The organism is Halomonas salipaludis, from assembly GCF_002286975.1.
Classification (GTDB): Bacteria; Pseudomonadota; Gammaproteobacteria; order Pseudomonadales; family Halomonadaceae; genus Franzmannia; species Franzmannia salipaludis.
In genome coordinates this window covers 503049-527853 of record NZ_NSKB01000004.1, presented here as the reverse complement: position 1 = coordinate 527853, position 24805 = coordinate 503049, and the positions used below count along the sequence as shown (strand labels likewise).

Here is a 24805-nt window from a genome sequence, read left to right as displayed (position 1 = left end):
TGGTCATGTCTTCTATTATTAATGACGAAAGAAAGTCAAATGCCGATAGACAAGAGCAGCTCAGAGTCTCGGGGCTATATAAATCCTATGGGGATACACCGGTTTTACATGGAGTAAATGTAAGCGCATGTGCTGGCGATGTAATATCGGTAATTGGTTCAAGTGGGTCAGGAAAGAGCACTTTTTTGAGGTGTCTTAATTTAATTGAAACACCTGAGGCAGGGGAGATTTTTATGTCAGGTGAAAAACTCCCAATTTCGTACGATCATAAAAGAGGCGCTGTAATTACTAACAAAAATAAGCTGCAGCAAATCAGGTCTAAAGTGGGAATGGTGTTTCAGGATTTTAACTTGTGGCCTCATAAGACAATTTATGAAAATTTAGTCCTAGCCCCCATTAAAGTTAAAGGCGTAAAAAAGGAAGTGGCTTACGCAAGCGCAGATCACTACTTGAATAAAACAGGACTTTACGAAAAAAAAGACGCATATCCAGGGCAAATGTCAGGTGGCCAGCAACAGCGCGCAGCAATTGCACGTGCGCTATGCATGGAGCCCGAAATAATTCTTTTTGATGAGCCTACATCTTCTTTAGACCCAGAGCTTGTAGGTGAAGTATTGCTTGTCATGAAAGCCCTCGCAGATGAGGGAAGGACAATGATCGTTGTGACACATGAAATGGCATTTGCAAGAGAAGTATCTAACCGGGTTTTATTCTTCCGCAATGGGGTCATAGAAGATCAAGGCCCACCTTCACACATTTTTGGGGAGAACGCTTCGGATGCATGCACGAAGTTCGTAAACGCTTGAAAAATTAAAACCGAAAATTTAAGAATTCCAGGGTGCAGTAGTCGGATTTTATAAATAAATTCTGTTTTTATAGAGGATGGTTGTTCATGAAAAATGATGGTGTACTACATCCATATTCTAATGCCCGCGCTTTAGAAAAAGAAAAGCGACTCATCATAACAGAAGGCGATGGAATATATGTAATTGATAGTGAAGGGAGGAGGTATATCGAAGGTGTGTCTTCTCTTTGGTATGCTAATCTTGGTTTTAGTGAAAAGAGACTAGCAGATGCGGCAACAAGGCAGTTAAACCGCTTACCCTGCTATCATGCATTCTCAAATCGCATCACTGATGTTGTATTAGAGCTGACGGAGCGCTTGCTTGGTATGGCTCCAGTGCCAATGTCTAGTGTTTTCTACGCTAGCTCTGGATCTGAGGCTAATGACACAGCTCTGAAAATTGTCGAATACTATTATAATGCAATCGGAAAACCTGATAAAAAGCTTATCATTGGCCGAAAGATGGGCTATCACGGTGTTACACATGCAGCTGCTAGTATGACAGGTGTTCCTCGCAATCACATGGGGTTTGACCTTCCTAGCTCTCGCGTATTACATGTTAGTCAGCCAGATTTCTATAAATTTGGAAAGATAGGAGAAACAGAAGAAGAGTATAGTGGGCGGCTAGCGGAAGAGCTAGAGAACGCTATTATCCAGGCTGGACCAGAGCGGATTGGTGCTTTCATTGCTGAGCCTTTAATGGGGGTAGGTGGTGTCGTCCCGCCACCTGCGGGATATTTTCAAAAAGTACAAAAAATACTTGACGAACATGAAATACTTTTTATTGTGGATGAGGTTATCTGTGGGTTTGGCCGCCTAGGAGAAATGTTTGGAACGACAGCTTACGATCTCAAGCCAGATATGATAACAATTGCAAAAGGATTTAGTTGCGGTTACGTGCCTATATCTGCACTTATGATGAATAGTAAGGTTTACGAAGCTGTCGCAGACGGTACTGATAAGAATGGTGTGTTTGGACATGGCTTCACTTATTCTGCGCATCCCGTTGCTGCGGCCGTTGCGCTAGAAGCATTGAATATCTATGAGGAGCTAGATATTACAAAACGTGTGCAGGAACTTGGTGATTATTTTCAAACAAAACTTGAGGATTTGCGCAAAAGCCCCATTGTTGGTGATATTCGTGGGCGTGGTTTAATTGCAGGCATTCAAGTTGTAAAAAATTCCGAAACGAAAGAGTTTTTTGAGCCGTCACAAGGTGCTGGAAAGATTTTTGAAATTAATACTGAAAGACATGGTTTAATTACTCGTGCGCTTGGTGATGTTCTAGCTCTTGCGCCACCTCTAATAATTAATAAAGATGAGATTGATGATTTTATTTGTCGCCTTTCACTCGCGCTAGTAGATACTGAGAAGGAGCTCTGCTAATGTGTTCCGAGCACGCTAATTCAGGAAGCACCGGAATGGAGAGTTTTTCTAACGGTGCTTATAATAACTTTATAGGCGGAGAGTGGGTTGAAGGTTGTAATTATATTGAAAATATAAATCCATCCAATACAAATGATGTGATAGGCGTATATTCACAGGCAAGTCGTGATCAAGTGCATGATGCATGTAAGTCTGCAGAAGCAGAGTTTTCTGTCTGGTCTAGACAAACAGCTCAGTACCGTGCAAATATACTTGACGAAATCGGGCAAAGAATTTTAGAAAAAAAAGAAGAATTAGGGACGCTTCTTGCACGTGAAGAGGGAAAACCGATCCGCGAAGCGATTGGTGAAGCCGAGAGGGCAGGCCATATATTTAAGTTTTTCGCCGGCGAAGCTATTCGTTTAGGAGGAGAAGTCATGTCCTCACTACGCACCGGAATAAGCGTTGGCGCAGACAGGGTGCCAATCGGACCTGTTGGAATAATTACCCCTTGGAATTTTCCGATTGCGATACCGGCATGGAAAATTGCTCCTTCGCTAGCTTATGGGTGCACTGTTGTATTCAAACCTGCGAACTTGGTGCCGGCCTGTGCCCATGCTTTAACCGAGATATTTTCTAAATGTGGGCTGAATAACGGGGAGTTTAATCTTGTTATGGGTAATGGTTCTACCGTTGGAGAAACCATTACTAGTGCTCGCGAAATTTCGGGTGTTAGTTTTACGGGGTCAACAGATGTTGGCAAATCTGTTAGTAGCTCTTGCGTCGCACATGGTGCCCGATTTCAACTAGAAATGGGAGGAAAAAATCCAATTGTCGTGCTCGATGATGCTAATATTGAGCGAGCCGCTGAAGCAGCAATAATAGGCGCTTTTTTTCAAACTGGGCAGCGATGCACTGCTTCGTCTCGCATGATCGTAACAGACGGGATTCATGATAAATTCATTGGTGTAGTTAAAAGTAAATTAGATGATCTTAGAATTGATTCCGCTCTCCTGCATGATACAGATATTGGGCCGGCCGTTGACAGTCGGCAGTATCAGCAGGACCTAAGTTATATCGAAGTGGGGCTTTCGGAGGCAAAGTTAGCCTGGGGAGGAAAATGTCTCGAACGTGCCACACCCGACTTCTATATTGAGCCTGCTCTTTTCGTAGAAACGAGTAATGAGATGAAAATAAACCAGGAGGAAGTATTTGGTCCTATCGCCTCTGTTATTAGGGTGTCAAATTATGAGGAGGCGCTTCATGTTGCTAACGATACACCATATGGACTTGCGTCCTCTATCTTCACTGAGAACGCTAAAATCATGAATGATTTTCGTCGCAGATCTGAAGTAGGTATGGTAATGTGCAATCTCCCTACTGCTGGTCTCGATTATCATGCGCCGTTTGGTGGGGTTAAGGCATCTAGTTATGGGGCGCGTGAACAAGGAACCTATGCACGCGAATTCTATACAACAGTGAAGACATGGTATTCCTATGACGGATATTGATATTTTTAATATAAATAAAAAGGTGGGCTTGGATATTTTTTTCGTACTTGCAATGTTCTCTTTAAGTTTTTATTCTCCTGGGTTTCAAGGGGGTTATGGGAGGCTTGTTTAAATGAAAAAAGAATTTTACTACTCTTATGAAGAGCCAGCCTCCTCAACAGCTGAAGAGGAAGCCTATTGCTATATTCTGAAAAGAATTAGGCACGGCGATTATCAGCCAGGAGATCGTTTGAAAGCCGAGGATATCGCAAAATCTATCGATATGAGCCGTATGCCAATACGTGAAGCATTTCGTCGATTATCTGCGGAAGGGCTACTGGTAATGCGCCCAAATCGTGGCGCTTCTGTCTGCGTGCTGAATAAGAGTGATATTGAAGAGATTTTCGAAATCAGGGCGGTGCTAGAAGGTTTGGCTTTACGATTGGCAATTCCAAATTTTAACCTACACGTAAGTTCCGAGCTTGAGAGATTGTTAGAGCGCATGGATTACGCTCAGCAGGCTGGCGATATTGAGTGGTTGACACATCACCGACATTTCCATGAATATCTCTGCAGCTTATGTAAGAGGGAGCGCCTAATGAGACAGATTCGTAGCCTGCATACCGCGCTGGAGCCTTACTTAAGGGTGTGGTTTATAAATTCTGAGAACCCTATTGGTAAAGATGTACACCGCGAGCATATGGAGATTTTAGAGGCAATGAAAGGCGGTGACCCATACTTCGTGGAAAATATGATGCAAAGGCATATTCAAACGACATCAGCTCACCTTCCATTTTGTTAAAATTTTTGATTCATCGCACTTTGCCGGGAAACGCGGCGCGGGTTTTCAAGAAAAAGTACGCCGTGTCGCGGTACCCGTGCTTTGATGACCTTGACCCGGTTGTTCATACCTTCCAGCACGCTGGTGTTTAGTCGGTGTCGGGTCCCTAGCTGTCAACGCAGTTTGGACTTACCCCGGTGCAGTAGACACTCCTAGTCTTCGAAGCAACGTCTTCGAAAGACATCACGCCGACCCTCGGGCCGGCGTGTCGCTGCAGCGTCGTGACTGGCGCTCGTCACACCTCCTTGTAGAGCTCGGCACCCTCCTGCCTGAATTTTTCCGCCTGCTCTTCCATCCCGCGCATCACCGCTTCCTGATCGCCATCGAGGCCGTTGTCGCGAGCATAGTCGCGGACCTCCTGGCTGATCTTCATCGAGCAGAACTTGGGCCCGCACATGGAGCAGAAGTGGGCCACCTTGGCGGAGTCCTTGGGCAGGGTCTCGTCGTGGTACTCGCGGGCGGTATCCGGGTCCAGGCCGAGATTGAACTGGTCCTCCCAGCGGAACTCGAAGCGCGCCTTGGACAGCGCGTTGTCGCGGCGCTGGGCGGCCGGATGACCCTTCGCGAGATCCGCAGCGTGCGCGGCGATCTTGTAGGTGATGATGCCGGTTTTGACGTCGTCTTTATTGGGCAGACCCAGATGCTCCTTTGGCGTGACGTAGCAGAGCATGGCGCAGCCAAACCAGCCGATCATTGCCGCACCAATGCCGGAGGTAATGTGGTCGTAGCCGGGGGCGATATCGGTCACCAGCGGGCCGAGGGTATAGAAGGGCGCCTCGTCGCAGTACTCGAGCTGCTTCTCCATGTTCTCCTTCACGAGATGCATGGGCACGTGGCCGGGGCCCTCGATCATTACCTGGACGTCGTGCTTCCAGGCGATATGGGTCAGCTCGCCCAGGGTCTTGAGCTCGGCCATCTGCGCCTCGTCGTTGGCGTCGGCCACCGAGCCGGGACGCAGGCCGTCACCCAGGGAGAATGCCACGTCGTACTGCTTGCAGATCTCGCAGATCTCCTCGAAGTGGGTGTAGAGGAAGCTCTCGCGGTGGTGGAACAGGCACCACTTGGCCATGATGGAGCCGCCGCGGGAGACGATGCCGGTGACACGCTTGGCGGTCAGCGGCACGTAGCGCAGCAAGACGCCGGCGTGGATGGTGAAGTAGTCCACGCCCTGCTCGGCCTGCTCGATCAGGGTGTCGCGGAACACCTCCCAGGTCAGGTCCTCGGCCACGCCATTGACCTTCTCCAGGGCCTGGTAGATCGGCACCGTGCCGATCGGCACCGGGGCGTTGCGGATGATCCACTCGCGGGTCTCGTGGATGTTCTGGCCGGTGGAGAGGTCCATGATGGTATCCGAGCCCCAGCGGATGCCCCAGGTCATCTTGTCGACCTCCTCTTCGATGGAGGAGGTGACCGCCGAGTTGCCCAGGTTGCCGTTGATCTTCACCAGGAAGTTGCGCCCGATAATCATCGGTTCGGACTCCGGGTGGTTGATATTGCAGGGGATGATCGCCCGGCCCTCGGCCACCTCACGACGCACGAATTCCGGGGTGATCTCCTCCGGCAGGCGTGCGCCGAAGCCCTCGCCTGGGTGCTGGTGACCGAGGATGCGCTCGACCTCCTCTGTGCCCAGCGCTTGGCGCCTCTGGTTTTCCCGGATGGCGATAAATTCCATCTCCGGGGTGATGATCCCCTGGCGGGCGTAGTGCAGCTGAGTGACGTTCCCTCCCCGGCCATCTTTTGTAGGGAGTGCGCGGCGTGGCGTGCGCTTGAGGTCGAAGCGCAGCTTGGCCAGCATGGGGTCGTTGGCGCGACGCTTGCCGTAGTCGGAGGTGGGGCCGTCGAGGAATTCGGTGTCGCCACGCTCCTCGATCCAGGCGCGGCGCAGCTCCGGTAGGCCGCGGCGCAGGTCGACGCTGATCTCGGGGTCGGTGTAGGGGCCAGAAGTATCGTAGACCAGCAGCGGCGGGTTCTCTTCGTCCTCGCCGGAGGTCTTGGTCGGCGACAGCGAGATCTCGCGGAAGGGCACGCGAATATCGGGCCGCGAGCCTTCGATATGGACCTTGCGCGAGCCGGGCAGCGGCTGGATGGCGGCCTCGTCGACCATGGCGGTATCGGCGAGGAAGTGCTGGGTTTTGCTCATGGAGTGTTCTCCCTAGGGTATTGCGGCTGTTGTGCGTTGTCAGGGAGGACAGCTGGGAGGACAGGGGCAGCCAGGCGGAATGCCCTCGCTGCGTGTCGCTTGATCCCTACGCTGGTCCTAGCCAGTTCAGGTTCAACGGGATCCATGCTTCGGCGCGTTGCGCTGCATGATCTCAGCCGTTTTCAACGGCACCCCGTCAAGCGTGTGGTGCCCACCGTCGTAGGGCGGGCAGGGTTGCTGTTGCTAGGTGTCTGCCTCTGGCCCGGGGCTGATCCGGCGGTAGGCCTACGAGGAGGCGCTATAAATACTTCCCTGTACGCTACCGATTCCTTCCCTGGAATCGGACCTCCTCTTCGACCTGCCCCCGGCGCCCCTCACCCTGCGGCAGTAGCAACAGTTCTACTTCGACTTGATGGCAGCGGTGTCAATCGCTGCCATCTAAGCCCATCTGCCAGAAGTCGATCTCAAGTCGCGTGGCGTCGCGGAAGATCCGCGTCAGCGCGTCGAAGCGGGCCGGCGTGACGTCGGCCAGGCGCGCATCGATCCACGCCAGCTCGGCATGCATGGCGGCCTGGAACTCCTCGCCTTCGTACATGGCGATCCAGGCGTCATAGGGGTTGGCGTCGCCACGCAGGGTATCCGGCTGAGCATTCAGCCAGTTGGCGATCTCGCCATAGCCGACCAGACAGGGCGCCAGGGCCACATGCAGGTCGAGCAGGTCGCCGCGATTGCCGGTGTCGAGCACGTAGCGGGTATAGGCGAGGGTGGCACGGGCTTCCGGCAGTTCGGCCAGCTGCTGCTCGCTGATGCCCCACTCCCGGCAGTAGCCGACGTGCAGCTCGAGTTCGACGTCGACGATCGCTTTCAAGCCCTCGTGGGCCTGGCGCAGGTCGGCCAGCGTCGGGCTCTTGTAGGCGGCCAGGGCATAGGCCCGGGCGAAATGGATCAGGAACAGATAGTCCTGCTTGAGGTAGTGGCGAAAGGCGTCGTCGGCGAGGTGGCCCTGGCCCAGCTGGCGAACGAAGTCGTGCTCGATATAGGCGCGCCAGTCGTCCTGGCAGGCTGCAGTGAGGTCGGTAAAGCGGTAGCCCATCTTGCCTCCGGAAGCGGTATGGCAATCCGGTGCACGGGCGAAGGGGAAGGGGCCGCACGAAGGGCGTAATGCTGGTGTGCCTGGCCGCCGCTTGATTCCTACGCCGGTACGAGCCGGATCAGGTTCAACGGGACCAGTGCTTGGGTGCTGTCGAGAGATCGACATACCCCTGCGCCATCTCAGCCGGAATTCACCGACACCCCGTCAAGCGTGGTGCCAGTCTAGCAGGCCAGTGGAAAGTTGCTAGCCTACTGATGCAGCACGAGGCGATTCCGGCGAGAGGCCTACGAGGGGGCGCTGTGAACCCCTCCCTGGGCGCTACCTATGCCATCCATGGCATAGAACCCCCTCTCCGGCCTCTCGCCAGCGCCTATCGCTCAGCGTTGAATCACTGGCGGCGGTAAAGCCAGGCGACGTCCACGGCGAAGGAGAGGCTCAGCAGCAGTAGCGCCAGTGCCGTCATCAGGCTTGCCAGCATGGCTGACACACTAGGCAGCAGGGCCACCATCAGGGCGACCACCTGGACCACGCAGACCGCCTTGCGGCGCAGGCTCTCCTGTAGTGGTGACCGCAGCCAGGGCCACAGGCGGCCGCTGACCACGAAGGCGTAGCGCATCCCCCCGATCAGTAGCACCCAGGCGCCGACCTTGCCCACCACCAGTAGTGCCAGGCACAGCAGCAGGATGAATCCCGCATCCAGCTCCATATCGAAGCGCGCACCGAAGGCGCTGATGGATCCGGTGCGCCTGGCCACCCAGCCGTCGATGCCGTCGAGCAGCAACGCGGCACCAGCGATCCCGGCCAGGACGACGGTGTGTTGCTGCCATAGGGTCGGCCACCATAGGCTACCGGCGAGCAGCGCGATCAGTGTGCCGCGCAGCAGCGTCACGCGGTTGGCCCAGCCGAAGCGGCGCAGCTCTCCGGTCCAGGCCGCTGCCACCAGTCCGGCGATGATGAGATAGCTCAAGCCGCTGGTCAGCGCCAACCATCCCGAGGCGGTCAACGCATGCTGGGTGAGCTGCGCCAACATCATCACCACGCCTAGGCCGATGGCTAGGTCGGCGAAGGGACGCTGAACGCTGGGGGAGGAGGAGAGTATCCGGCTCATGCTTGGCTCTTATGCGCTATAGCTGGAGGAGGAGGCTTGGCATCGCGCTGATCTAGGGGCCTTTGTCTATTAGCCTAGACCAGCGTGATGCCGATGGCGAAAAATGATGCAGATGTCTATCTTGGTACATATATTGTATAGATATTGAAACCTAAGTGTCGAAAAAGCGTCTTGAGTAGACCCACTCATCAGCAGGACCGCGATATGCCTTATACGACCAGCATGGCCTTTTGGACGCAGGCCCCCGGCCACGGAGTGCTGCGACGTCAGCCCCTGGCGGCGCCAGGCCGCGATGAGGTGCTGGTAGAGGCGCTGTATAGCGGCGTCAGCCGGGGCACCGAATCGCTGGTGTTCACCGGCCGGGTGCCGTCGAGTGAATATCAGCGCATGCGCGCGCCGTTCCAGGAGGGGGAGTTCCCAGGCCCGCTGAAGTACGGCTACGCCAGCGTGGGGCGCGTGGTCGAGGGGCCCGCAGAACTGCGCGAGTGCGTGGTGTTCTGCCTCTACCCTCATCAGCAGCGCTATGTGGTGCCGGCCAGCGCCGTGCATCCACTGCCCGAGGAGGTGCCCGCCGAGCGCGCCGTGCTGGCGGCCAACCTCGAGACAGCGATCAACGGCGTGTGGGACGCCGCCCCCGGGCTCGGTGACCGGATCTGCGTGATCGGTGCCGGGGTGGTGGGGGCGCTGGTGGCCTGGCTATGCCAGGGCATTCCCGGCACCCAGGTATGCCTGGTGGATATCGAGCCTGAGCGCGCCGGCCTGGCCCGGGCGCTGGGCGTGCCCTTTGCCCTGCCCGAGGAGGCGCCCCTCGATAACGACCTGGTGATCCATGCCAGCGGCCACCCGTCAGGGCTGGAAACTGCCCTGCGTGTGGCCGCCCGCGAGACCACTCTGGTCGAGATGAGCTGGTATGGCGAGCAGACGGTGACGCTGCCGCTGGGCGGCGCCTTCCACGCGCAGCGCTTGACGCTTCGCTCCAGCCAGGTGGGCGGCATTGCACCGCAGCGCCAGCCGCGCTGGGACTTTCGCCGTCGCATGCAGCTGGCGCTGCGCTTGCTGGCCGATCCGCGGCTCGACGCCCTGATCAGCGGCGAGACGCCGTTCGATACGCTTCCCGACGAGATGCCGCGCCTGGTGCAGGGCGGTGGCAGGGTGCTCTGCCACCGTATTCGCTATGCACCGACCTGATCCGATTCCCCTGAGGAGCCATGCATGTATCGTTTGACCGTTCGTGACCACTTCATGATCGCCCATAGCTTTAGCGGCGATATCTTTGGCCCCGCGCAACGCACCCACGGGGCCACCTACGTGGTCGACGTCACGTTCCAGCGCCGTGAGCTGGATGACGACGACCTGATCGTCGATATTGGCCTGGCCAGCGAGACGCTGTCGACGCTGCTGGCCGAGTTCAATTTTCATAACCTCGACGAGCTGGAGGAGTTCCAGGGGCGCAATACCACCACCGAATTCATGGCGCGGGTGATCTTCGAGCGCCTCGCGGCGGCGATCGCCGACGGGCGTCTCGGCGAAGGCGGGCGTGGCCTGGAGGCGCTGACGGTGACCCTCCACGAGTCGCATATCGCCTGGGCCAGCTACGAAGGAGAGCTGTGATGCCGCAAGTGCCCGATCTATGCCTGATCGTCGCCGGCGACCCGCGGCAGCTGACCGGCGGCTATGTCTATGATGCCCGCATCGTCGCCGCCCTCGAGGCGCGCGGCTGGCGGGTCGAGGTGATGGGCCTGGCGGGGCGCTTCCCCGACCCCGACGTGCATGCCCGGGACGCCCTGGAGGCGGCACTCGCCGCCCAGCCCAACGATCGCCGGGTGGTCATCGACGGCCTGGCCATGGGCGGCCTGCCCGAGGTGGTCGAGGCGCATGCCGCCCGCCTCGACCTCACCGCGCTGGTGCATCATCCGCTGGCCGACGAGACCGGCCTCGACGAGGCCACTCGTGTGCGGCTGTTGGATAGCGAGGCTCGAGCCCTGGCCACGGTGGCGCGGGTGATCAGTACCAGTGGCTTCACCGCCCGACGGCTGCGTGACTTCGGGATTGTTGCCGCTAAGGTGGTGGAGCCCGGCGTCGAGCCGGCGTCGCTCGCCTCCAGTGCCCTCGATCTGGAAGACGACCGACACCCCCAGCGACTGCTGTGCGTGGCAACGCTGACGCCGCGCAAGGGCCACGACCTGCTGGTCGAGGCGCTGGCCGGGCTGGATGCCTCGGGCTGGACCTGCGACTGCATCGGCAGCCTCGACCGCGACCCGGCCCACGCCGAGCGGGTTGCCGCCAGCATCGCCGAGCATGGCCTGACAGAGCAGTTGCGGCTGCTCGGCGAGCGCGAGCCCCAGGACCTGGACGCGGCCTACCGCGACGCCGACCTGTTCGTGCTGCCCTCCCACTACGAAGGCTACGGCATGGTGGTCACCGAAGCGCTGGCCCGCGGCCTGCCGGTGATCACCACCACCGGCGGCGCGCTGCGCCATACCCTGCCCGAGGACGCCGGGCTGGCGGTGCCACCCGGCGACGTCGAGGCGCTACGCGAAGCGCTGCGGCGCTGGCTCGAGGATGCCGGACTGCGCCGTCGGCTACGGCGTGGCGCCATCACGGCACGCGCCCAGCAGGCCGACTGGCAGGCCGCGGGTGACGCCTTTGCCGCCGCCCTGGGAGGCCCGTCGCAATGAATGCGTCGGGCAGCCGTTTTGCCAGCGACTGGCTGGCGCTGCGCGAGGCGGCCGATCACGCCGCCCGCAGCGCCGCGCTTACCGAGCGCGCCAGCGACTGGCTGGCCGGTGCCCGGGCCTCGGCACCGCTAACCCTGGTCGACCTGGGCTGTGGGCGGGCCAGCAATCCTGGCTATCTGTCGCCGCGGCTACCCGGCCCCCAGCGCTGGCGGCTGGTCGACCACGACCCCGAGTTGCTCGAGGTGGCCCGCCAGCGGCTGGCCGGTGGCGAGGATAGGCCCGATATCGAGTGCCGCTGTATCGATCTGGCCGACGCCGGTGCGCTGGCAGACGTGTTCGACGGCGTCGAGCTGGTCTGCGCCTCGGCGCTGTTTGATCTCTGCTCAACGCCCTGGATCGAGTCGCTGGCAGCGGCCTGTGCGACTCGTGGATTGCCGGCGCTGTTCACCCTCAGCGTCGACGGTGACTGGCAGTTCAGCGATGCTAGCGGGCCGCGCCAGGACGCCGAAGACGATTGGGTACGCGGGCTGTTCAGCGAGCATCAACGTCGCGACAAGGGGCTGGGGGCGGCGTTGGGTGGAGAGGCGCCGGCGGCGCTGGCAAGCGCCTTCGAGGCGCACGGCTATCGGGTCGAGCGTGCTGCGAGTCCGTGGCAGCTGGCGCCGGGCAGCGAGGCAGCGCTGACCCTGGGCCAGGCGCTGGTGGCCGGTTGGGCCGCGGCGGCGGTCGAGCAGTACCCAGACCAGGCGGCACGCACCGAGGCCTGGCAGCTGACCCGCCAGCGCGACCTGGCCAACGGCCGCTGTGGGGTATGGGTGGGCCATGTCGACCTGCTGCTGACGCCGCCCGGGAGCGACGCCTGATGCGCGGCCAGCGGCGGCAGGGCCTGCTGCGTGTGACGGTCAGCCTGGCGCTGCTGATCGGCGTGGCGGTGTGGCTGGAGGCCGCCGAGGTGGCCGCCGAAGTGCAGCGCCTGGCCCCGGGCTGGGTGCTGCTGGCACTGCTGTTCAGCCTGCCCCAGGTGGTGGTCTCGGCGTGGCGCTGGCGCTTTACCGCGGCGCGCCTCGGGGTGGGGCTGGGCTGGCGCCACGCGATCAACGACTACTACCTGGCCAGCTTTCTCAATCAGGTACTGCCTGGCGCGGTGATCGGTGACGCCGCCCGCGCCTGGCGCCATGCCCGGGCCAGCGGTCAGCGCGCCGCGGCCTGGCGTGGCGTGGTCATCGAGCGCGCCTCCGGCCAGCTGGTGCTGGCGCTGGTCACGCTGTTGATCCTGGCACTGTCGCCGCTGTGGCATGCGGCCCTGCTGACCCGCCCAGGAGTGGGCATGGGAATCGCAGTCGCAATTAGCCTGACTGCGCTAGGCGCGGCGTTGTGGTGGGGGCTGTGCCGAGCTAATTTCACTGCGCCGGCCTGGGCCAAGGGCCTGGGGGGCGACCTGCACCGCGCGCTGTTCAGTCGGCGTGCCTGGCCGGCGCAGTTGGGCGGCTCGCTACTGGTGCTGGCGAGCTATGGTGCGATCTTCGTCTGCGCGGCGCGGGCGATTGGCGTCGAACTGCCGACCACCACGCTGCTGGCGCTGCTGCCGCCGGTGCTGCTGGCAATGCTGATCCCGCTGTCGGTGGCTGGCTGGGGCTTCCGCGAGGGCGCCGCGGCGCTGGTCTGGCTCAGCGTCGGGCTGCCGCCGGCCCAGGGCGTGGCGGTGTCGGTGAGCTATGGGCTGCTGGTGCTGCTGGCCAGCCTGCCCGGGGCACTGTGCTGGTGGCAGCGTAAGCGCAGCGCGGCGCCGGGTTCAGCCAGCGATGGGTCGCAGGGCGATATCGAAGAGGGTGTCGTCGCCGCAGTCGAAGCGCCGCGCGGACGGGCGCAGCGCCTGGTCGAGGGTGTCGATGACCGGCAGCGACAGTCCGGGGCGGCCGGAGCCGATCAGCAGCGGTGCCACCAGCAGATGCAGGCGGTCGACGCAGCCGGCGGCGATGAACTGCGATACGGTCTGGCCGCCGCCCTCGATCAGCACGCGGCGGCAGCCGGCCTGCTGCAGCGCCGCGATAATCGCCTGGGGGGCCACGCGGCCCTCGGCGTCCCGCGCCAGCCAGCGGTGGCTAACATGGTCGCCGACCCCGTCGGGTGCCGCCGCGCCCTCGCCGAGCAGGTGCAGGGTGGCCAGTGTCGGGTCCTGGAACACCCGCCGTGCGGCGGGCACCCGGCCGCGCGGGTCGAGCACCACGCGCAGCGGCTGGCGCCCCGCGATGTGGCGCACGCTGAGCTGCGGGTCGTCTTCGTCGGCGGTGCCGGCGCCGACCAGCACGGCATCGACCAGGGCGCGCAGCCGGTGCAGGTGAACCCGGCTCTCGACGCCATTGATGTAGTGGGAGTGGCCGCTGTGGGTGGCAATGCGCCCATCGAGGCTCTGGCCGAGCTGGGCGACCACCCGCGGCCCGGCATCGCAGACCAGCGGCAGCAGGCTGTCGAGCAGGGCCCCGGCGGCGCTGCCCAAAGCCGGTACGGCATGCCACTGGCCGCCGCGGACCAGCGTCACACGCGCGCTGTCGCGGTGGAGGGCAAGCTCGGGCTCGCGCTCCCAGGGGTGGTCACGCGCCGTCTGCAGCGCCTGCCAGGCGAGGCTCAGCTCGCTGTCGGCGCGGCGCGGCGACGGGGGCGCGGTGGGCTGGCTCATGCACGGCCTCTCTCGATCAGAAACGTTCCTCATCATGGGCAGCCCCCACGGGCGGCACAAGTCCCATGCATCCGTGGCGCCGTGGCGCCCGTACTTCGATTCACTACCCTCAGTGCCATACGCCTACCCGGTTGAGGCAACAAGGAGGCTCAATGCCACGTACAGGACATCACGTCGAGCGCGCTATCTTCGATCTTCGCCGCGGCGTACCGGTGGTACTGCAGGACGCCGACACGGCGACCCTGATTCAGCCGCTGGAGGGGCTGCAGGCGAGCCGCCTGGAGGAGCTGCAGGCGGAGGCGGCGCTGGTGGTCAGTCGGCATCGCCTGATGGCACTCGGTGCCGCGCCTGACGCCCACCGGGCCGAGGCGCTGCGACTGCCGCTGAGCGGCTGCGGTCCGTTGGACCTGGCGCGCCTGGAGCGCCTGGCGTTCGGCGCCCAGGCCGAGCCGCGGGTGGCGGCACTGGCCGAGCCGGCCGATACCGGCGAGCGCGGTGCCCTGGCGCTGATGCGCCGTGCGCTGCTGATTCCCGCGGCGCTCACCCTCAAGCTGACCGGCGCGGCGCGGCGTGCCGCCCAGGCGCGTATCGATGCCGGCGAGTGGCTGAGCGTCGAGTCCGAAGCGGCGCTGGGTTGCTTCGACAACGCGGCGGGCCTGCTCAAGCGTGTCAGCGAGGCGCGGATTCCGCTGGCCGAGGCCACCGAGAGCCGTTTCATCCTGTTTCGTGAGCCGGATGGGCTGCGTGAGCATGTGGCGGTGGTGATCGGTGAGCCCGGCGACTGGCAGCCGGCAGTGCCGCTGCGCCTGCACTCGGCGTGCCTGACCGGGGATCTGTTCGGCAGCCTGCGCTGCGACTGCGGCGAGCAGCTGCGCAACGCGGTGGCCGACATCGAATCGATGGGCGGCGGGGTATTGCTCTACCTGGCCCAGGAGGGGCGTGGTATCGGCCTGGCCAACAAGCTGCGTGCCTACACCCTGCAGGATGGTGGCCTGGACACCGTGGACGCCGACCGGGTGCTGGGATTCGGCGACGACGAGCGGCACTACCGCGCGGCGGTGGATATGCTCGCTGCGCTACATATCCAGCGCGTCCAGCTGTTGACCAATAATCCGTTGAAGATCGCATCGCTGGAGGCCGGCGGCATCGAGGTGGTGGAGCGCCAGGCGCTGTATGGCCGGCTCAACGATCACAATCGCCGCTATCTCAGTGCCAAGGCCGAACGCTCCGGGCATCTGCTGGATGAGGTGCTAAACGGCGATGCGTCACGCTCCTCGGCCTGCAAGTAGCCCGGCTGGCTCCCCAGTCCTGTTGCAGTTGGCTATAGGCTATAGGGTTGGGGGGGCGACTCGGCGAAAGGCCTGCGAGGAGGCGCTGACTCAGCGCTGCTGCGCCCAGCCGGGTAGCGATAGCGTCTGGGTCTCGATCACCACCTCGGCCAGCCGTTCGGCGTAGTGCGCCACCAGCCGCTCGCCCAGCGCGGCGTCGGCGAGGGTGGCGTTGCCGGCGACGCCGTCGGCATGCAGGTCCTCGGCCAGCCAGGCGAAGGCCGCCTCGCCCTCGGGGCCCACGAGCTTGCCTGCAGCGGCCAGGGTTTCGCTGCTCGCCGGCGGGTGGCCGGCTGCCGCCTGTGTCACCTTGTGCGGCGCCAGATGCAGCATCATGGCGGTTTCCAGCGCCCCGCCATGGAGGCCGTGGCGTAGCTCCTCGGTGGGCAGCCAGTCGCCGGGCGGCGGCGCCAGCCGGGTATAGGTGGCCTTGACCACCAGCATGGCGTGGCGGCGGCGCAGGGCCAGTGCGGCGAGGTCCATTACCGCCTTGTTGCCGCCGTGGCTGTTGAGCAGCAGCAGGCGGCGAATGCCGGCTCGGGCAATACTAGCGCCGTAGGCCTCCAGGGTGGCGATGGCCAGGCTAGGCGGCAGGCTCAGGGTGCCGGGGTAGCTGGCGTGCTCGTCGCTGGCGCCCACCGCCAGCGGCGGCAGGCATACCACGTGTCCCCCAGCGCCTGTCGCGGCGGGGCGTCGTGCGAGGGCGTCGAGGGTGGCCTGCTGCAGGCCCAGGCCGATATCGAGGTCGGTGGAGAGCGGCAGGTGGTGGCCGTGCTGCTCGATGGCACCGAGCACCAGGAGCGCCACCGGATCCTCGGCGGCCAGTGCACTGAGGCCCTTGCTGGTCAGGTCGGCCCAGTGGCAGAGGGTGGTCATGATGTCTCTCCGGATATCGGGCTGGGCTGGCGACGGGCATACAGATCGCCGGAGGCCAGGCCGTCGGCGCCATCTGCGAGCCAGGCGCGTATCTGCGCGGGGCTGCGCCACTCGCCCCAGATGAACGCCCGGCGCTCGCCCTGGATGGCGTTGAAACGGTAGTCGCCGAGCGCCTCGAGGCGTGCCACGCAGGCCTCGGCAACGTCCAGCGCGCCGGCCACGAACTCCACCGACAGCGCCTCTATCGGCTGGCTGAGGCCGGCCAGCACGTCGGCCTCGAAGCCCTCGACATCGACCTTGATGAAGCGCGGCACGCCGAAGCGCGCGATCAGGGCGTCGAGGGTGGTCACCGTCACGCTGATGTGATGCTCCCAGCGTACCTGGCGAAAGCCGGGGTTGTCGCGGCCGATGCGCTGGCGCCAGTGGCGCGCCAGGGTCGAGACGCTGGGATTGGCGACGCTGATGGCGATCTCGGCCTCGCCCTCCTCGGGGCCGGCGGCCAGCGGCATCAGCACCAGCCTGCGGCGCTTGCCCATCAGGCGTACCAGCCAGCGAAACATCCCCGGCTGCGGTTCCAGCGCCACCACCCCGGCGCCCAGCGCCTGGAAGGCGGCGGTGCGGTCACCGAGATGGGCGCCGATATCGAACGCCAGGTCGCCGGGGGCCAGGAACTCGCCATAGAGTCGCCGCAGGCCGCGCTGGCGCCCCGGGCGCCAGTACACCACCAGTGAGCGAGCCAGGCCCATGGCGGCCTTGGCGCGCTCCAGCAGCGGTGGAGGAGGGGCGATGGTGTGGGGCATCAGTGCGGTTCCTTGAGCGGTGGTCGGTGACGTGCCGGTCGCTGGCGGCGCCAGCCCAGGTGCTGGAGGGGCATATCGCCCGGCTGCTCGGGCGGCACGCCGGCGGCATCAGCGGGGGCGGGGAGCGAATGGGACGCGTCGAGCCGCGTCAGCACCGCGGCGGGCTGCACCTCGCTGGGTACCGTCAGCAGCCCGAGCCGTGCCAGTCCGTCGCCGAGGCGGCGGCTGCCGGACAGGCGCACCAGCAAAGGGGCGCTGATCAGGCCCGCCCACACCGGCGTCAGCCACCAGAAGAAGCTCGGCGTGAACTGGTACATGGCCAGCGCCCAGGCGCCGCCGAGCAGGGCCGCGGCACGGGTATGGGCGAGTGCCTGGCGCCATGCCACCGGTCGGCCCTCGCGGGTCTGCGGGTCCCAGCCGACGCTGCTACCGACCAGGATGCCGATCACGAAGGCGCTGTGGAAGGCCATCATCAACGGTGCGATGAGGATCGCGTGGAGCATTTCCAGCAGCGCACTGGCGATCAGTCGCCAGCGGCCGCCGAACGCCGCCGGGGTTTGCCAGAGTGCCAGCAGCAGGCCGAACAGCTTGGGCAGCAGCAACATGGCAGCGGTCAGCGCCAGCAGCGGCATGACCATGGCGCTGGTGTCCAGCGGCCAGTCGGGGAACAGCTGGTAGGTGTCGCTGAAGAAGCGCTCGCGGCTCAAGGCGTTGAGCATGGCATCTGCGCTGCTCAGCCCCAGCATCAGTACCCACAGCAGCGAGGAGAGGTAGGCCAGTGCGCCCATGGCGAAATGCAGGCGGCTGATCGGGTGCAGGCCGCTGGCGGCCAGCAGGCGCAGGTGCTGCAGGTTGCCTTGGGTCCAGCGGCGGTCGCGCCGCGCATAGTCGAGCAGGTTGCCGGGCAGCTCCTCGAAGCTCGCCTGGATGCCCACGTCGAGGCGCACCCGCCAGCCGTCACGGCGCAGCAGCGCGGCCTCGACGAAGTCGTGGCTGAGGATCTCGCCGCCCAGCGGCGGTCGTCCGGACAGCCGCGGCAGGCCGCAGTGGGCCATGAAGGCGCGAGTGCGCAGGATCGCATTGTGGCCCCAGTAGTTGGCGCAGTCGCCCTGCCAGAAGGCCTGGCCGGCGGCCAGCATAGGGCTGTAGAGCGCCGCGGCGAACTGGGTGAAGCGCCCGAACAGGGTGTGCTGGCGGATCGGAATCGGCACCGTCTGCAGCAGGCCGAGCTGGGGCTCGCGCTGCATGGTAGTGATCATCTGCAGCAGGCTACGGCCGCCCATCACGCTGTCGGCGTCGAGCACCACCAGGTAGTCATAGCGGCGCCCCCAGCGGCGGCAGAATTCGGCCAGGTTGCCGGCCTTGCGGCCAGCGTTGTCGGCGCGGCGCCGGTAGTGGAGCGCAAGCCGACCGGCCAGGCGCTGGCGCAGCGCGGCGACATGGCGGCGTTCATCGGCGGCGATGGCGTCGTCGCGGGTGTCGCTGAGCACGAAGGCTTCGACGCGGTCGTGGAGGTCCTGGTCGGTACTGGCCAGCAGGTCATGGCAGGTCGCCTCCAGGCCGCCCAGGGCGCGTGCCGGATCCTCATTGTAGATCGGCATGACCAGCGCAGTGCGCGAGGCCAGCGCTGCTATTGCCGGCGGGGCCTGGCGTGCCAGGGTCAGCGGATCGCGACGCGCGAGGCTGATCACGAAACCGATCAAGGCGGTCCAGAAGGCCAGTGCGATCCAGCCGAAGGTGATCGCGAACAGCCCCAGCACCGCGGCTTGCAATATGCCTAGGCCGCCGTCGTAGAGGATACGGAACATGGTCGCCACGCCCAGCGCGGTGCTGGCCAGTACCAATACGGCCAGGGCCAGCCTGCGCAGCCACTGCAAGGGCTGGCGCGGCGCCGGGTCAGCGTAGCTCATCGGGGTACCAGACATAGCTCCAGGTTTCGCTGATCGGCGAGCCGCGCAGGCTCAGGAAAAGACGCATATCCGCCGGCTGGCGGCCCTGGGGCTGGACGCGGAAGCTGGCGCGCCAGGTATCGCCGTCGGGCAGGCGTTGCACCTGGGCCTGGTGGATCTCACCACGACTGGTGGAGAGCTCGGCCTCTACCGGCTGGCTGGCATCCAGGCCGTCCAGCTCGCCGCCGTGGAAGTCGACGATGAACTGGCGCCGGCTGCGCGGCGGCGGGTCGCTCTGCCCGGGGACCGCCGCCCAGCCGCTGCGGGTGCGTATCACGCTGGCCTGGCGCTGTTCGTCGAGGCGCGTGCCGAAGGTCTGGGTGCGGTAGTGAAAGCGCCGCGACTCGCCGGCGTTGAGCGGCTGGTCCGGTACCCAGTAGGCGACGATGTTGTCGTTGGTTTCAGTGTCGGTAGGAATCTCCACCAGTTCGACGCTGCCGCGCCCCCAGTCGCCACCCAGCGCCTCGACCCACTGGCTGGGGCGGCGCTCGTAGCGTGCTTCCATGTCCAGGTAGGCGTCGAAGTCGCGCTCGCGCTGGACCAGCCCGAAGCCGCCGGGGGATTCGTCCTGCAGCGCCGAGATGCGCAGCCGGCGCGGGTTGGAGAGCGGCCGCCAGATCCACTCGCCGGCGGCGGTGCGCATCGCCAGGCCGTCGGAGTCGTGGACCCGCGGGCGGAAGTCGTCGGCGCCGTAGGGGCTGGTGTCGCCATGGGCGAACATGCTGGTCAGTGGCGCTACACCGAGCTTGGCGACGTCGCGGCGGGCGAACAGCCGGGCGTCGACCTCGACTTCCACGTCGCGCCCGGGGCGAATGTCGAAGCGGTAGGCGCCGGCAAGCGACGGGCTGTCGAGCAGCGCCAGCACGCTCATCTGAGCGGCGTCCTCGGCCGGCTTGACCAGCCAGAACTCGCGGAAGGAGGGGAACTCCTCGCCGTGCGGAGCCGCGGTGTCGATGGCCAGGCCGCGCGCCGACAGACCGTAGCCCTGATCGCGGCCGACCAGACGGAAGTAGCTGGCGCCGAGGAATACCGCGAACTCATCGGCGTAGTCGCCGCGGTTGAGGGGGTAGTGAATCCGGAAGCCGGCGTGCCCGGCGCCCTCGAGATCGGCGTCGAGCAGGCGTTCGGCGTCGCCGTCATAGGCGTAATACGCTTGGGAGAAATCCAGTCGTCTAGCCTCGCCGTCTTCGACCAGGTTGAGGGTCACCGGCGTATCGAACAGGAAGCCGCTGTGAAACAGCTGCACCGAGAACAGCCCGTCGTCGCGCCAGATCGCCTGGTCGCCGCGGAAGCGGATCTGGCGATAGGTGTCATAATCGAGATTGCGCAGGGCCGCTGGCAGCGTTGCGTGGGTGCTATCGTGCGGTTCGTCGGCAAGTGCCTCGGCGCGCTCGATGACCGCCTCGAAGTGGCGCTGGGTGCTCTCCTCGGCGCTGGCCAAGGGCATCGCCAACCACCAGCAGGCGCAGCCCAGGGCGGTGCGTGTCATGCGCTTCAACGGCGTCTCCTTGGCAGGGTGAGGGAAATTAAAGCGAGACATAACTTGTACATATTTTAATTACAGTACATGTTTTATTCAGCTGCCACCTACAAAAAAAGGATTTCGTGCCCATGCGCTGGCTGATCAGCGGCCTGTTACTCAACATCCTAGTGCTGATTCCGCTGTGGTGGCGGTATACCGAGGTCACGCCGCGACTGATCGCCTGGGAGGCGTGGTGGCTGGCGGCGCTGTTCACGCTGCTGCCGCTGGCTGCCTGGAGCCTTGCGCTGCGTGGGCTGGCGGTGGCCCTGGTGATGGCCGGGGTGCTGGCCGGCCTCGGCGAGGCCGCTGCGCAAATGGCGCTGGGACGCTCGCTCAACGTCTATTTGGACCTGCCGCTGCTGCGCGCCGTCTACCATCTGCTGCAGGGCAATCTCGGCCAGGTCGCCGCCGTGCTGGCCATGGCTGGCGGCGCGCTGCTGATCGCGCTGGTGACCTGGGGCGTGGCGCGGCTGCTGGTGAATGCTCTGGCAGCGCGGCCTGGTGGAGCGCGGCGCTGGATCACGGCCGTGGCGCTGGCGTTGATCACGCTGCTCGCCGGGCTGGAGATCGCCGGCATCCGGCTGGTGCCGGCGGCGCGCACGCCGCTGATCGATACCTGGCGCTACCAGGCCGATCAGGTGGTGGCGACCCACCGCGCCCGCCAGGCCTTTAGTGAGCGACTCACCGAATCGCCGAGCCCGGCCCGGCCGCTGCCGGGGCTCGAGGAGCGCGACGTGATCCTGGCCTTCGTCGAGTCCTACGGTGTTGCCGCCGTGGAGGATGCGCGCTACTCGCATGTTTTGCTGCCGACCCTGGCCGAGATGGAGGAGAGACTGGCCGCGGCCGGACTTTCGGTGGTGTCCGGGGTGCTCGACGCGCCGATTCGCGGCGGCCAGTCGTGGCTGGCGCATGCCACTGCGCTGAGCGGGCTGTGGATCGACAATCAGCTGTGGTACCGGCTGTTGCTCGACAGTGAACAGGCCACCCTGGTCGATGACTTCCGCGCCACCGGCCAGCGTACCCAGGCGCTGATGCCGGCCATCACCATGCTGTGGCCGGAGGGCGAGGCCTACGGTTTCGACGACATCTACGCCACCGCCGACATCGACTACGCTGGCCCGCCGCTACACTGGGTGACCATGCCCGACCAATTCGTGCTCGACTACTACCAGCGGCGCATTCGCGGGCCGCAAGATGCGCCGCTGTTTACCCAGATGGCGCTGATCTCAAGTCATGCGCCCTGGACGCCGATCCTGCCGGTGCTCGAGGACTGGGAACTGATCGCTGACGGCAGCCTGTTCGCCCCCTGGGAGCACGCTGGCGACCCGCCCGAGGTGCTGTGGCAGGATATCGAGCGCATCCGTGATCACTACGCCTGGTCGGTCAACTACTCGGTCAAGGCTACCGCGCGCTGGGCCGAAAGGGCGGTGGACGACAATACCCTGCTGATCATGCTCGGCGACCATCAGGCCGCGCCGCTGATCACCGGCGAGGGCGCCAGCCTCGGCGTGCCGGTGCATATCATCAGCGGCGACGCCGCGCTGCTGGCGCCGTTCCTCGCGCGCGGCTTCGTGCCGGGCAGCGTGCCGCCGCCGTCGGAGGGCGCGGCAGGCATGGACCGCCTGCGCGGCTGGCTGCACGAAGACTTCGGAGAACCGGGCGCCGAGCTCGCCCCGCTGGATAACGATCAACGACGCCCAGGAGCCACGCTATGAGCGAGTCCTTGACCCCGGTGATTCTCGCCGGCGGCAGCGGCAGCCGGCTGTGGCCGCTGTCGCGCCAGCACTACCCCAAGCAGTTCCTGGCGCTGGGTGGGTTGCCGGGTGGGCAGGACGACGACGCTGCCCCCCGCAGCCTGCTGCAGCAGACCCTGACGCGCCTGGCTGGCTTGCGCTTGGCGCCGGCGCTGGTGGTGGGCAGCGAGCCGCATCGCTTCCTGCTCGCCGAGCAGCTGCGCGAGGCCGGTATCGACGATGCCACCCTGCTGCTCGAGCCGGAGGGGCGCAATACCGCCCCGGCGATCGCCTGCGCGGCGCTTCATGCGTGTCGCGACGGCGGCGATCCGCTGCTGCTGGTGCTGCCCGCCGACCACCTGATCCGTGACGCCCAGGCGTTCCGCTCGAGCGTGGCGGCGGCGGCGAGCCTGGCGGAAAGCGGTGAGCTGGTAACTTTCGGCGTGGTGCCCGAATACGCCGAGACCGGCTACGGCTATGTGCAGCGCGGCGAGCCGCTGGGGGCGGCGGGGTACCGCTTGTCGCGCTTCGTCGAGAAACCCGAGCGCGCCACCGCCGAGGCGTATCTGGCCAGCGGCGACTACCTGTGGAACAGCGGCATGTTCGTGTTCCGCGCCTCACGCTACCTCGACGAGCTGGCAGCGCGTCAGCCGGCCATGCTCGCCGCTTGCCGCGCCGCACTGGACGCTGCCCGCGAGGACCTCGACTTCCTGCGCCTCGATGCCGAGGCGTTCCGGGCAAGCCCTGCCGACTCCATCGATTATGCGGTGATGGAGCATGCCAGCCGCGCGGCAGTGGTACCGCTGGACGCCGGCTGGTCGGATATCGGCGGGTTCCAGGCGCTGTGGGAGGCCAGCATCAAGGATGAGCGCGGCAATGCGCTCAGCGGCGATGTGCAGCTGCACGACTGCCGCGGGCTGCTGGTGCACGCCGAGCAGCGCCTGGTCAGTGCGCTGGGGGTCGAGGACCTGGTGATCGTCGTGACCCAGGATGCGGTGCTGGTGGCGGATCGTCGGCGCAGCCAGGAGGTCAAGACACTGGTCGAGGGGCTGCTGGCGGCGGGGCGCGACGAGCCGATCGAGCATCCGCGGGTACATCGCCCCTGGGGCAGTTACCAGGCCATCGAGCGCGGCCAGCGCTATCAGGTCAAGCACATCACGGTGGCGCCGGGGGCGCGCCTCTCGCGGCAGCTGCACCATCACCGCGCCGAACACTGGGTAGTGGTCAGCGGCACCGCCAGGGTGACCCTCGATGACCGCGAATTCATGCTCAGCGAGAACCAGTCGACCTATATCCCCATCGGCGCCACCCACCGTCTGGAGAATCCCGGCAAGATCCCGCTAGAGCTGATCGAGGTGCAGTCGGGCAGCTACCTGGGAGAGGACGATATCGTGCGGTTTGAAGATCTATACGGCAGGAGTGACGGCTCAATAAAGCCGGAATGAGGGGTGGTCGGGGTGCCCCTGCTGCTCCTGGATCACCTTGCGGTAGCGCTTGTATTCCCACTGGTACTGGGCCGGTTCCAGGGCAATGGCGGCCTCCACGCAGGCGTTGACGCCGGCCGCCGAAGCGGTCTCGTCGGTCTCGTAGACTCGTGCGTCGGCGGCCAGGAAGTGGATCACGAAGCCCTTGCCCGGTACCCGCTGCGCGACCCCGGTGACCACCCGCGCCTGGGTGCGGGCGACCAGCTTGGGCAGCAGGGTGGCGGTATAGGCCAGGCGGCCGTAGAAGGGGGCGAACACGCCGCTGCCCCAGTCCGGCTCCTGGTCGGGCAAGATGCCCACCGCTTCGCTGCGCTTGAGCGCCTTGAGCAGCGCCGCCACGCCGCGCGGGTTGGTGGGCACCAGGCTGGCGCCCATGCGTTCGCGGCCGTGGCGGATCACCGGGTCGAGGCGCTCGATCTTGGGGGGCTCGTACATGGCGGTGAACGGGAAGTGGCTCGACAGCCAGAAGTTGAGCACCTCCCAGTTGCCGAAGTGGGGCGCCAGCACGATCACCCCGCGGCCCTCGGCGCGGGCGTCATCGAGCAGCTCGCGACCGTGGACGTCGATGATCGAGCGCTCCACGCGGCCTGGCTCGGCCATCCAGGCGAAGCCCAGCTCGAGCATGGTGGCGGTGGAGTGGGCGAGGCTACTGCGGGCTAGCCGACGGCGCTCGGCGTCGCTCTGCTCGGGGTAGACTTCGGCCAGGTTGATCTCGGTGACCTCGCGCTCGCGACGGCTGAAACGGTGTACCAGCGGTCCGGCGATGCGCGCCAGCCGCCACAGTAGGCCCAGGCGGCAGCCGGCCAGGCTGCGCCAGATCCCGGCAATCAGTTTGGCCTGCAGCGGCGAAGCACTGGAGCGTGGCTTGCGACTCATG

General features: G+C 64.1%; 20 protein-coding genes, 1 pseudogene and 2 riboswitches. Of the genes and pseudogenes, 12 read left to right on the top strand and 9 right to left on the bottom strand.

Annotated features, from left to right (window positions below):
* Nucleotides 1–5: 5 nt before the first annotated feature.
* From CK498_RS12890 to CK498_RS12875, 4 genes are all read left to right on the top strand, one after another.
* Nucleotides 6–806, top strand: coding sequence for an ATP-binding cassette domain-containing protein (locus CK498_RS12890; RefSeq protein ID WP_095621338.1), 801 nt, complete (start codon nucleotides 6–8; stop codon nucleotides 804–806).
* Between the two features lie 86 nt (nucleotides 807–892).
* Nucleotides 893–2230 (top strand): aminotransferase, encoded by a 1338-nt coding sequence (locus CK498_RS12885; protein WP_095621248.1) that lies wholly within the window; start codon nucleotides 893–895, stop codon nucleotides 2228–2230.
* A gap of 35 nt (nucleotides 2231–2265) precedes the next feature.
* A complete protein-coding gene (locus CK498_RS12880; RefSeq protein ID WP_217987769.1) occupies nucleotides 2266–3720 on the top strand; it encodes an aldehyde dehydrogenase family protein in 1455 nt (484 codons plus the stop codon).
* 112 nt (nucleotides 3721–3832) lie between these two features.
* Complete coding sequence (locus CK498_RS12875; RefSeq protein ID WP_095621246.1) at nucleotides 3833–4501, top strand: GntR family transcriptional regulator; 669 nt, start codon at nucleotides 3833–3835, stop codon at nucleotides 4499–4501.
* A 274-nt stretch (nucleotides 4502–4775) separates the two neighbouring features.
* On the opposite strand, the gene thiC is transcribed toward CK498_RS12875, so the two are convergent.
* The 3 genes from thiC to CK498_RS12855 all read right to left on the bottom strand — a co-directional run bounded on the left by thiC (nucleotide 4776) and on the right by CK498_RS12855 (nucleotide 8881).
* Nucleotides 4776–6680, bottom strand: coding sequence for a phosphomethylpyrimidine synthase ThiC (gene thiC / locus CK498_RS12865; RefSeq protein ID WP_095621245.1), 1905 nt, complete (start codon nucleotides 6678–6680; stop codon nucleotides 4776–4778).
* A gap of 86 nt (nucleotides 6681–6766) precedes the next feature.
* A riboswitch (TPP riboswitch) is annotated at nucleotides 6767–6886 on the bottom strand.
* Nucleotides 6887–7104: 218 nt separating this feature from the next.
* Nucleotides 7105–7773 carry a thiaminase II gene (tenA, locus tag CK498_RS12860; protein ID WP_095621244.1) on the bottom strand — a complete coding sequence of 223 codons (669 nt, stop codon included), beginning with the start codon at nucleotides 7771–7773 and terminating at the stop codon, nucleotides 7105–7107.
* A 78-nt stretch (nucleotides 7774–7851) separates the two neighbouring features.
* Nucleotides 7852–7987: riboswitch (TPP riboswitch) on the bottom strand.
* A 174-nt stretch (nucleotides 7988–8161) separates the two neighbouring features.
* On the bottom strand, nucleotides 8162–8881 hold the full coding sequence (locus CK498_RS12855; protein WP_095621243.1) for a CDP-alcohol phosphatidyltransferase family protein: 720 nt from the start codon (nucleotides 8879–8881) through the stop codon (nucleotides 8162–8164).
* A 204-nt stretch (nucleotides 8882–9085) separates the two neighbouring features.
* Between CK498_RS12855 and CK498_RS12850 the strand changes: the two genes are divergently transcribed.
* The 5 genes and pseudogenes from CK498_RS12850 to CK498_RS26565 form a co-directional block, all read left to right on the top strand.
* Nucleotides 9086–10069 (top strand): zinc-dependent alcohol dehydrogenase, encoded by a 984-nt coding sequence (locus CK498_RS12850; RefSeq protein WP_095621242.1) that lies wholly within the window; start codon nucleotides 9086–9088, stop codon nucleotides 10067–10069.
* Nucleotides 10070–10093: 24 nt separating this feature from the next.
* Entirely contained in the window at nucleotides 10094–10492 is a 399-nt protein-coding gene (locus tag CK498_RS12845; RefSeq protein ID WP_095621241.1) for a 6-pyruvoyl trahydropterin synthase family protein, read from the top strand.
* Nucleotides 10492–11559 (top strand): glycosyltransferase family 4 protein, encoded by a 1068-nt coding sequence (locus tag CK498_RS26575; protein WP_095621240.1) that lies wholly within the window; start codon nucleotides 10492–10494, stop codon nucleotides 11557–11559. The genes CK498_RS12845 and CK498_RS26575 overlap by 1 nt, the downstream gene beginning before the upstream one ends.
* On the top strand, nucleotides 11556–12422 hold the full coding sequence (locus CK498_RS26570) for a class I SAM-dependent methyltransferase (RefSeq protein ID WP_095621239.1): 867 nt from the start codon (nucleotides 11556–11558) through the stop codon (nucleotides 12420–12422). The genes CK498_RS26575 and CK498_RS26570 overlap by 4 nt, the downstream gene beginning before the upstream one ends.
* Nucleotides 12371–13291: pseudogene (locus tag CK498_RS26565) on the top strand (lysylphosphatidylglycerol synthase transmembrane domain-containing protein); the annotation flags it as partial. The gene CK498_RS26570 and the pseudogene CK498_RS26565, both read left to right, overlap by 52 nt.
* Nucleotides 13292–13351: 60 nt before the next feature.
* Here CK498_RS26565 and CK498_RS12825 read toward each other — a convergent pair.
* Nucleotides 13352–14236, bottom strand: coding sequence for a RibD family protein (locus CK498_RS12825; protein ID WP_095621337.1), 885 nt, complete (start codon nucleotides 14234–14236; stop codon nucleotides 13352–13354).
* 152 nt (nucleotides 14237–14388) lie between these two features.
* On the opposite strand from CK498_RS12825, the gene CK498_RS12820 reads away from it, so the two are divergent.
* Entirely contained in the window at nucleotides 14389–15525 is a 1137-nt protein-coding gene (locus CK498_RS12820) for a GTP cyclohydrolase II (protein WP_095621238.1), read from the top strand.
* 90 nt (nucleotides 15526–15615) lie between these two features.
* Here the strand turns inward: CK498_RS12820 and CK498_RS12815 are convergent, their stop codons facing one another.
* The 4 genes from CK498_RS12815 to CK498_RS12800 are packed head-to-tail and all read right to left on the bottom strand — an operon-like array spanning nucleotide 15616 to nucleotide 20678.
* Entirely contained in the window at nucleotides 15616–16440 is an 825-nt protein-coding gene (locus CK498_RS12815; RefSeq protein WP_095621237.1) for a creatininase family protein, read from the bottom strand.
* A complete protein-coding gene (locus CK498_RS12810) occupies nucleotides 16437–17240 on the bottom strand; it encodes an FkbM family methyltransferase (protein WP_095621236.1) in 804 nt (267 codons plus the stop codon). The genes CK498_RS12815 and CK498_RS12810 overlap by 4 nt, the downstream gene beginning before the upstream one ends.
* Entirely contained in the window at nucleotides 17240–19150 is a 1911-nt protein-coding gene (gene mdoH / locus CK498_RS12805; protein ID WP_229359060.1) for a glucans biosynthesis glucosyltransferase MdoH, read from the bottom strand. Before mdoH ends, CK498_RS12810 begins: the two co-directional genes overlap by 1 nt.
* A complete protein-coding gene (locus tag CK498_RS12800; RefSeq protein WP_095621336.1) occupies nucleotides 19137–20678 on the bottom strand; it encodes a glucan biosynthesis protein in 1542 nt (513 codons plus the stop codon). Before CK498_RS12800 ends, mdoH begins: the two co-directional genes overlap by 14 nt.
* Nucleotides 20679–20800: 122 nt before the next feature.
* Here CK498_RS12800 and CK498_RS12795 point away from each other — a divergent pair, with 122 nt between their 5' ends.
* Entirely contained in the window at nucleotides 20801–22426 is a 1626-nt protein-coding gene (locus tag CK498_RS12795) for a sulfatase-like hydrolase/transferase (protein WP_095621234.1), read from the top strand.
* Nucleotides 22423–23889 carry a mannose-1-phosphate guanylyltransferase/mannose-6-phosphate isomerase gene (locus tag CK498_RS12790; protein WP_095621233.1) on the top strand — a complete coding sequence of 489 codons (1467 nt, stop codon included), beginning with the start codon at nucleotides 22423–22425 and terminating at the stop codon, nucleotides 23887–23889. Before CK498_RS12795 ends, CK498_RS12790 begins: the two co-directional genes overlap by 4 nt.
* Here the strand turns inward: CK498_RS12790 and CK498_RS12785 are convergent.
* Nucleotides 23872–24804 carry a lysophospholipid acyltransferase family protein gene (locus CK498_RS12785; RefSeq protein ID WP_095621232.1) on the bottom strand — a complete coding sequence of 311 codons (933 nt, stop codon included), beginning with the start codon at nucleotides 24802–24804 and terminating at the stop codon, nucleotides 23872–23874. The genes CK498_RS12790 and CK498_RS12785 overlap by 18 nt on opposite strands.
* Nucleotide 24805: the final 1 nt, after the last annotated feature.

Bases quoted from the DNA above. Each gene is read 5' to 3' on its own strand.
- CK498_RS12890 (WP_095621338.1), top strand. From the start codon at position 6: ATGTCTTCTATTATTAATGACGAAAGAAAGTCAAATGCCGATAGACAA.
- CK498_RS26575 (WP_095621240.1), top strand. From the start codon at position 10,492: ATGCCGCAAGTGCCCGATCTATGCCTGATCGTCGCCGGCGACCCGCGG.
- CK498_RS12885 (WP_095621248.1), top strand. From the start codon at position 893: ATGAAAAATGATGGTGTACTACATCCATATTCTAATGCCCGCGCTTTA.
- CK498_RS12825 (WP_095621337.1), bottom strand. From the start codon at position 14,236: ATGAGCCAGCCCACCGCGCCCCCGTCGCCGCGCCGCGCCGACAGCGAG.
- CK498_RS12875 (WP_095621246.1), top strand. From the start codon at position 3,833: ATGAAAAAAGAATTTTACTACTCTTATGAAGAGCCAGCCTCCTCAACA.
- CK498_RS12845 (WP_095621241.1), top strand. From the start codon at position 10,094: ATGTATCGTTTGACCGTTCGTGACCACTTCATGATCGCCCATAGCTTT.
- CK498_RS12790 (WP_095621233.1), top strand. From the start codon at position 22,423: ATGAGCGAGTCCTTGACCCCGGTGATTCTCGCCGGCGGCAGCGGCAGC.
- CK498_RS26570 (WP_095621239.1), top strand. From the start codon at position 11,556: ATGAATGCGTCGGGCAGCCGTTTTGCCAGCGACTGGCTGGCGCTGCGC.
- CK498_RS12820 (WP_095621238.1), top strand. From the start codon at position 14,389: ATGCCACGTACAGGACATCACGTCGAGCGCGCTATCTTCGATCTTCGC.
- CK498_RS12800 (WP_095621336.1), bottom strand. From the start codon at position 20,678: ATGACACGCACCGCCCTGGGCTGCGCCTGCTGGTGGTTGGCGATGCCC.
- CK498_RS12795 (WP_095621234.1), top strand. From the start codon at position 20,801: ATGCGCTGGCTGATCAGCGGCCTGTTACTCAACATCCTAGTGCTGATT.
- thiC (WP_095621245.1), bottom strand. From the start codon at position 6,680: ATGAGCAAAACCCAGCACTTCCTCGCCGATACCGCCATGGTCGACGAG.
- CK498_RS12855 (WP_095621243.1), bottom strand. From the start codon at position 8,881: ATGAGCCGGATACTCTCCTCCTCCCCCAGCGTTCAGCGTCCCTTCGCC.
- tenA (WP_095621244.1), bottom strand. From the start codon at position 7,773: ATGGGCTACCGCTTTACCGACCTCACTGCAGCCTGCCAGGACGACTGG.
- mdoH (WP_229359060.1), bottom strand. From the start codon at position 19,150: ATGAGCTACGCTGACCCGGCGCCGCGCCAGCCCTTGCAGTGGCTGCGC.
- CK498_RS12850 (WP_095621242.1), top strand. From the start codon at position 9,086: ATGCCTTATACGACCAGCATGGCCTTTTGGACGCAGGCCCCCGGCCAC.
- CK498_RS12880 (WP_217987769.1), top strand. From the start codon at position 2,266: ATGGAGAGTTTTTCTAACGGTGCTTATAATAACTTTATAGGCGGAGAG.
- CK498_RS12810 (WP_095621236.1), bottom strand. From the start codon at position 17,240: ATGCCCCACACCATCGCCCCTCCTCCACCGCTGCTGGAGCGCGCCAAG.
- CK498_RS12815 (WP_095621237.1), bottom strand. From the start codon at position 16,440: ATGACCACCCTCTGCCACTGGGCCGACCTGACCAGCAAGGGCCTCAGT.
- CK498_RS12785 (WP_095621232.1), bottom strand. From the start codon at position 24,804: ATGAGTCGCAAGCCACGCTCCAGTGCTTCGCCGCTGCAGGCCAAACTG.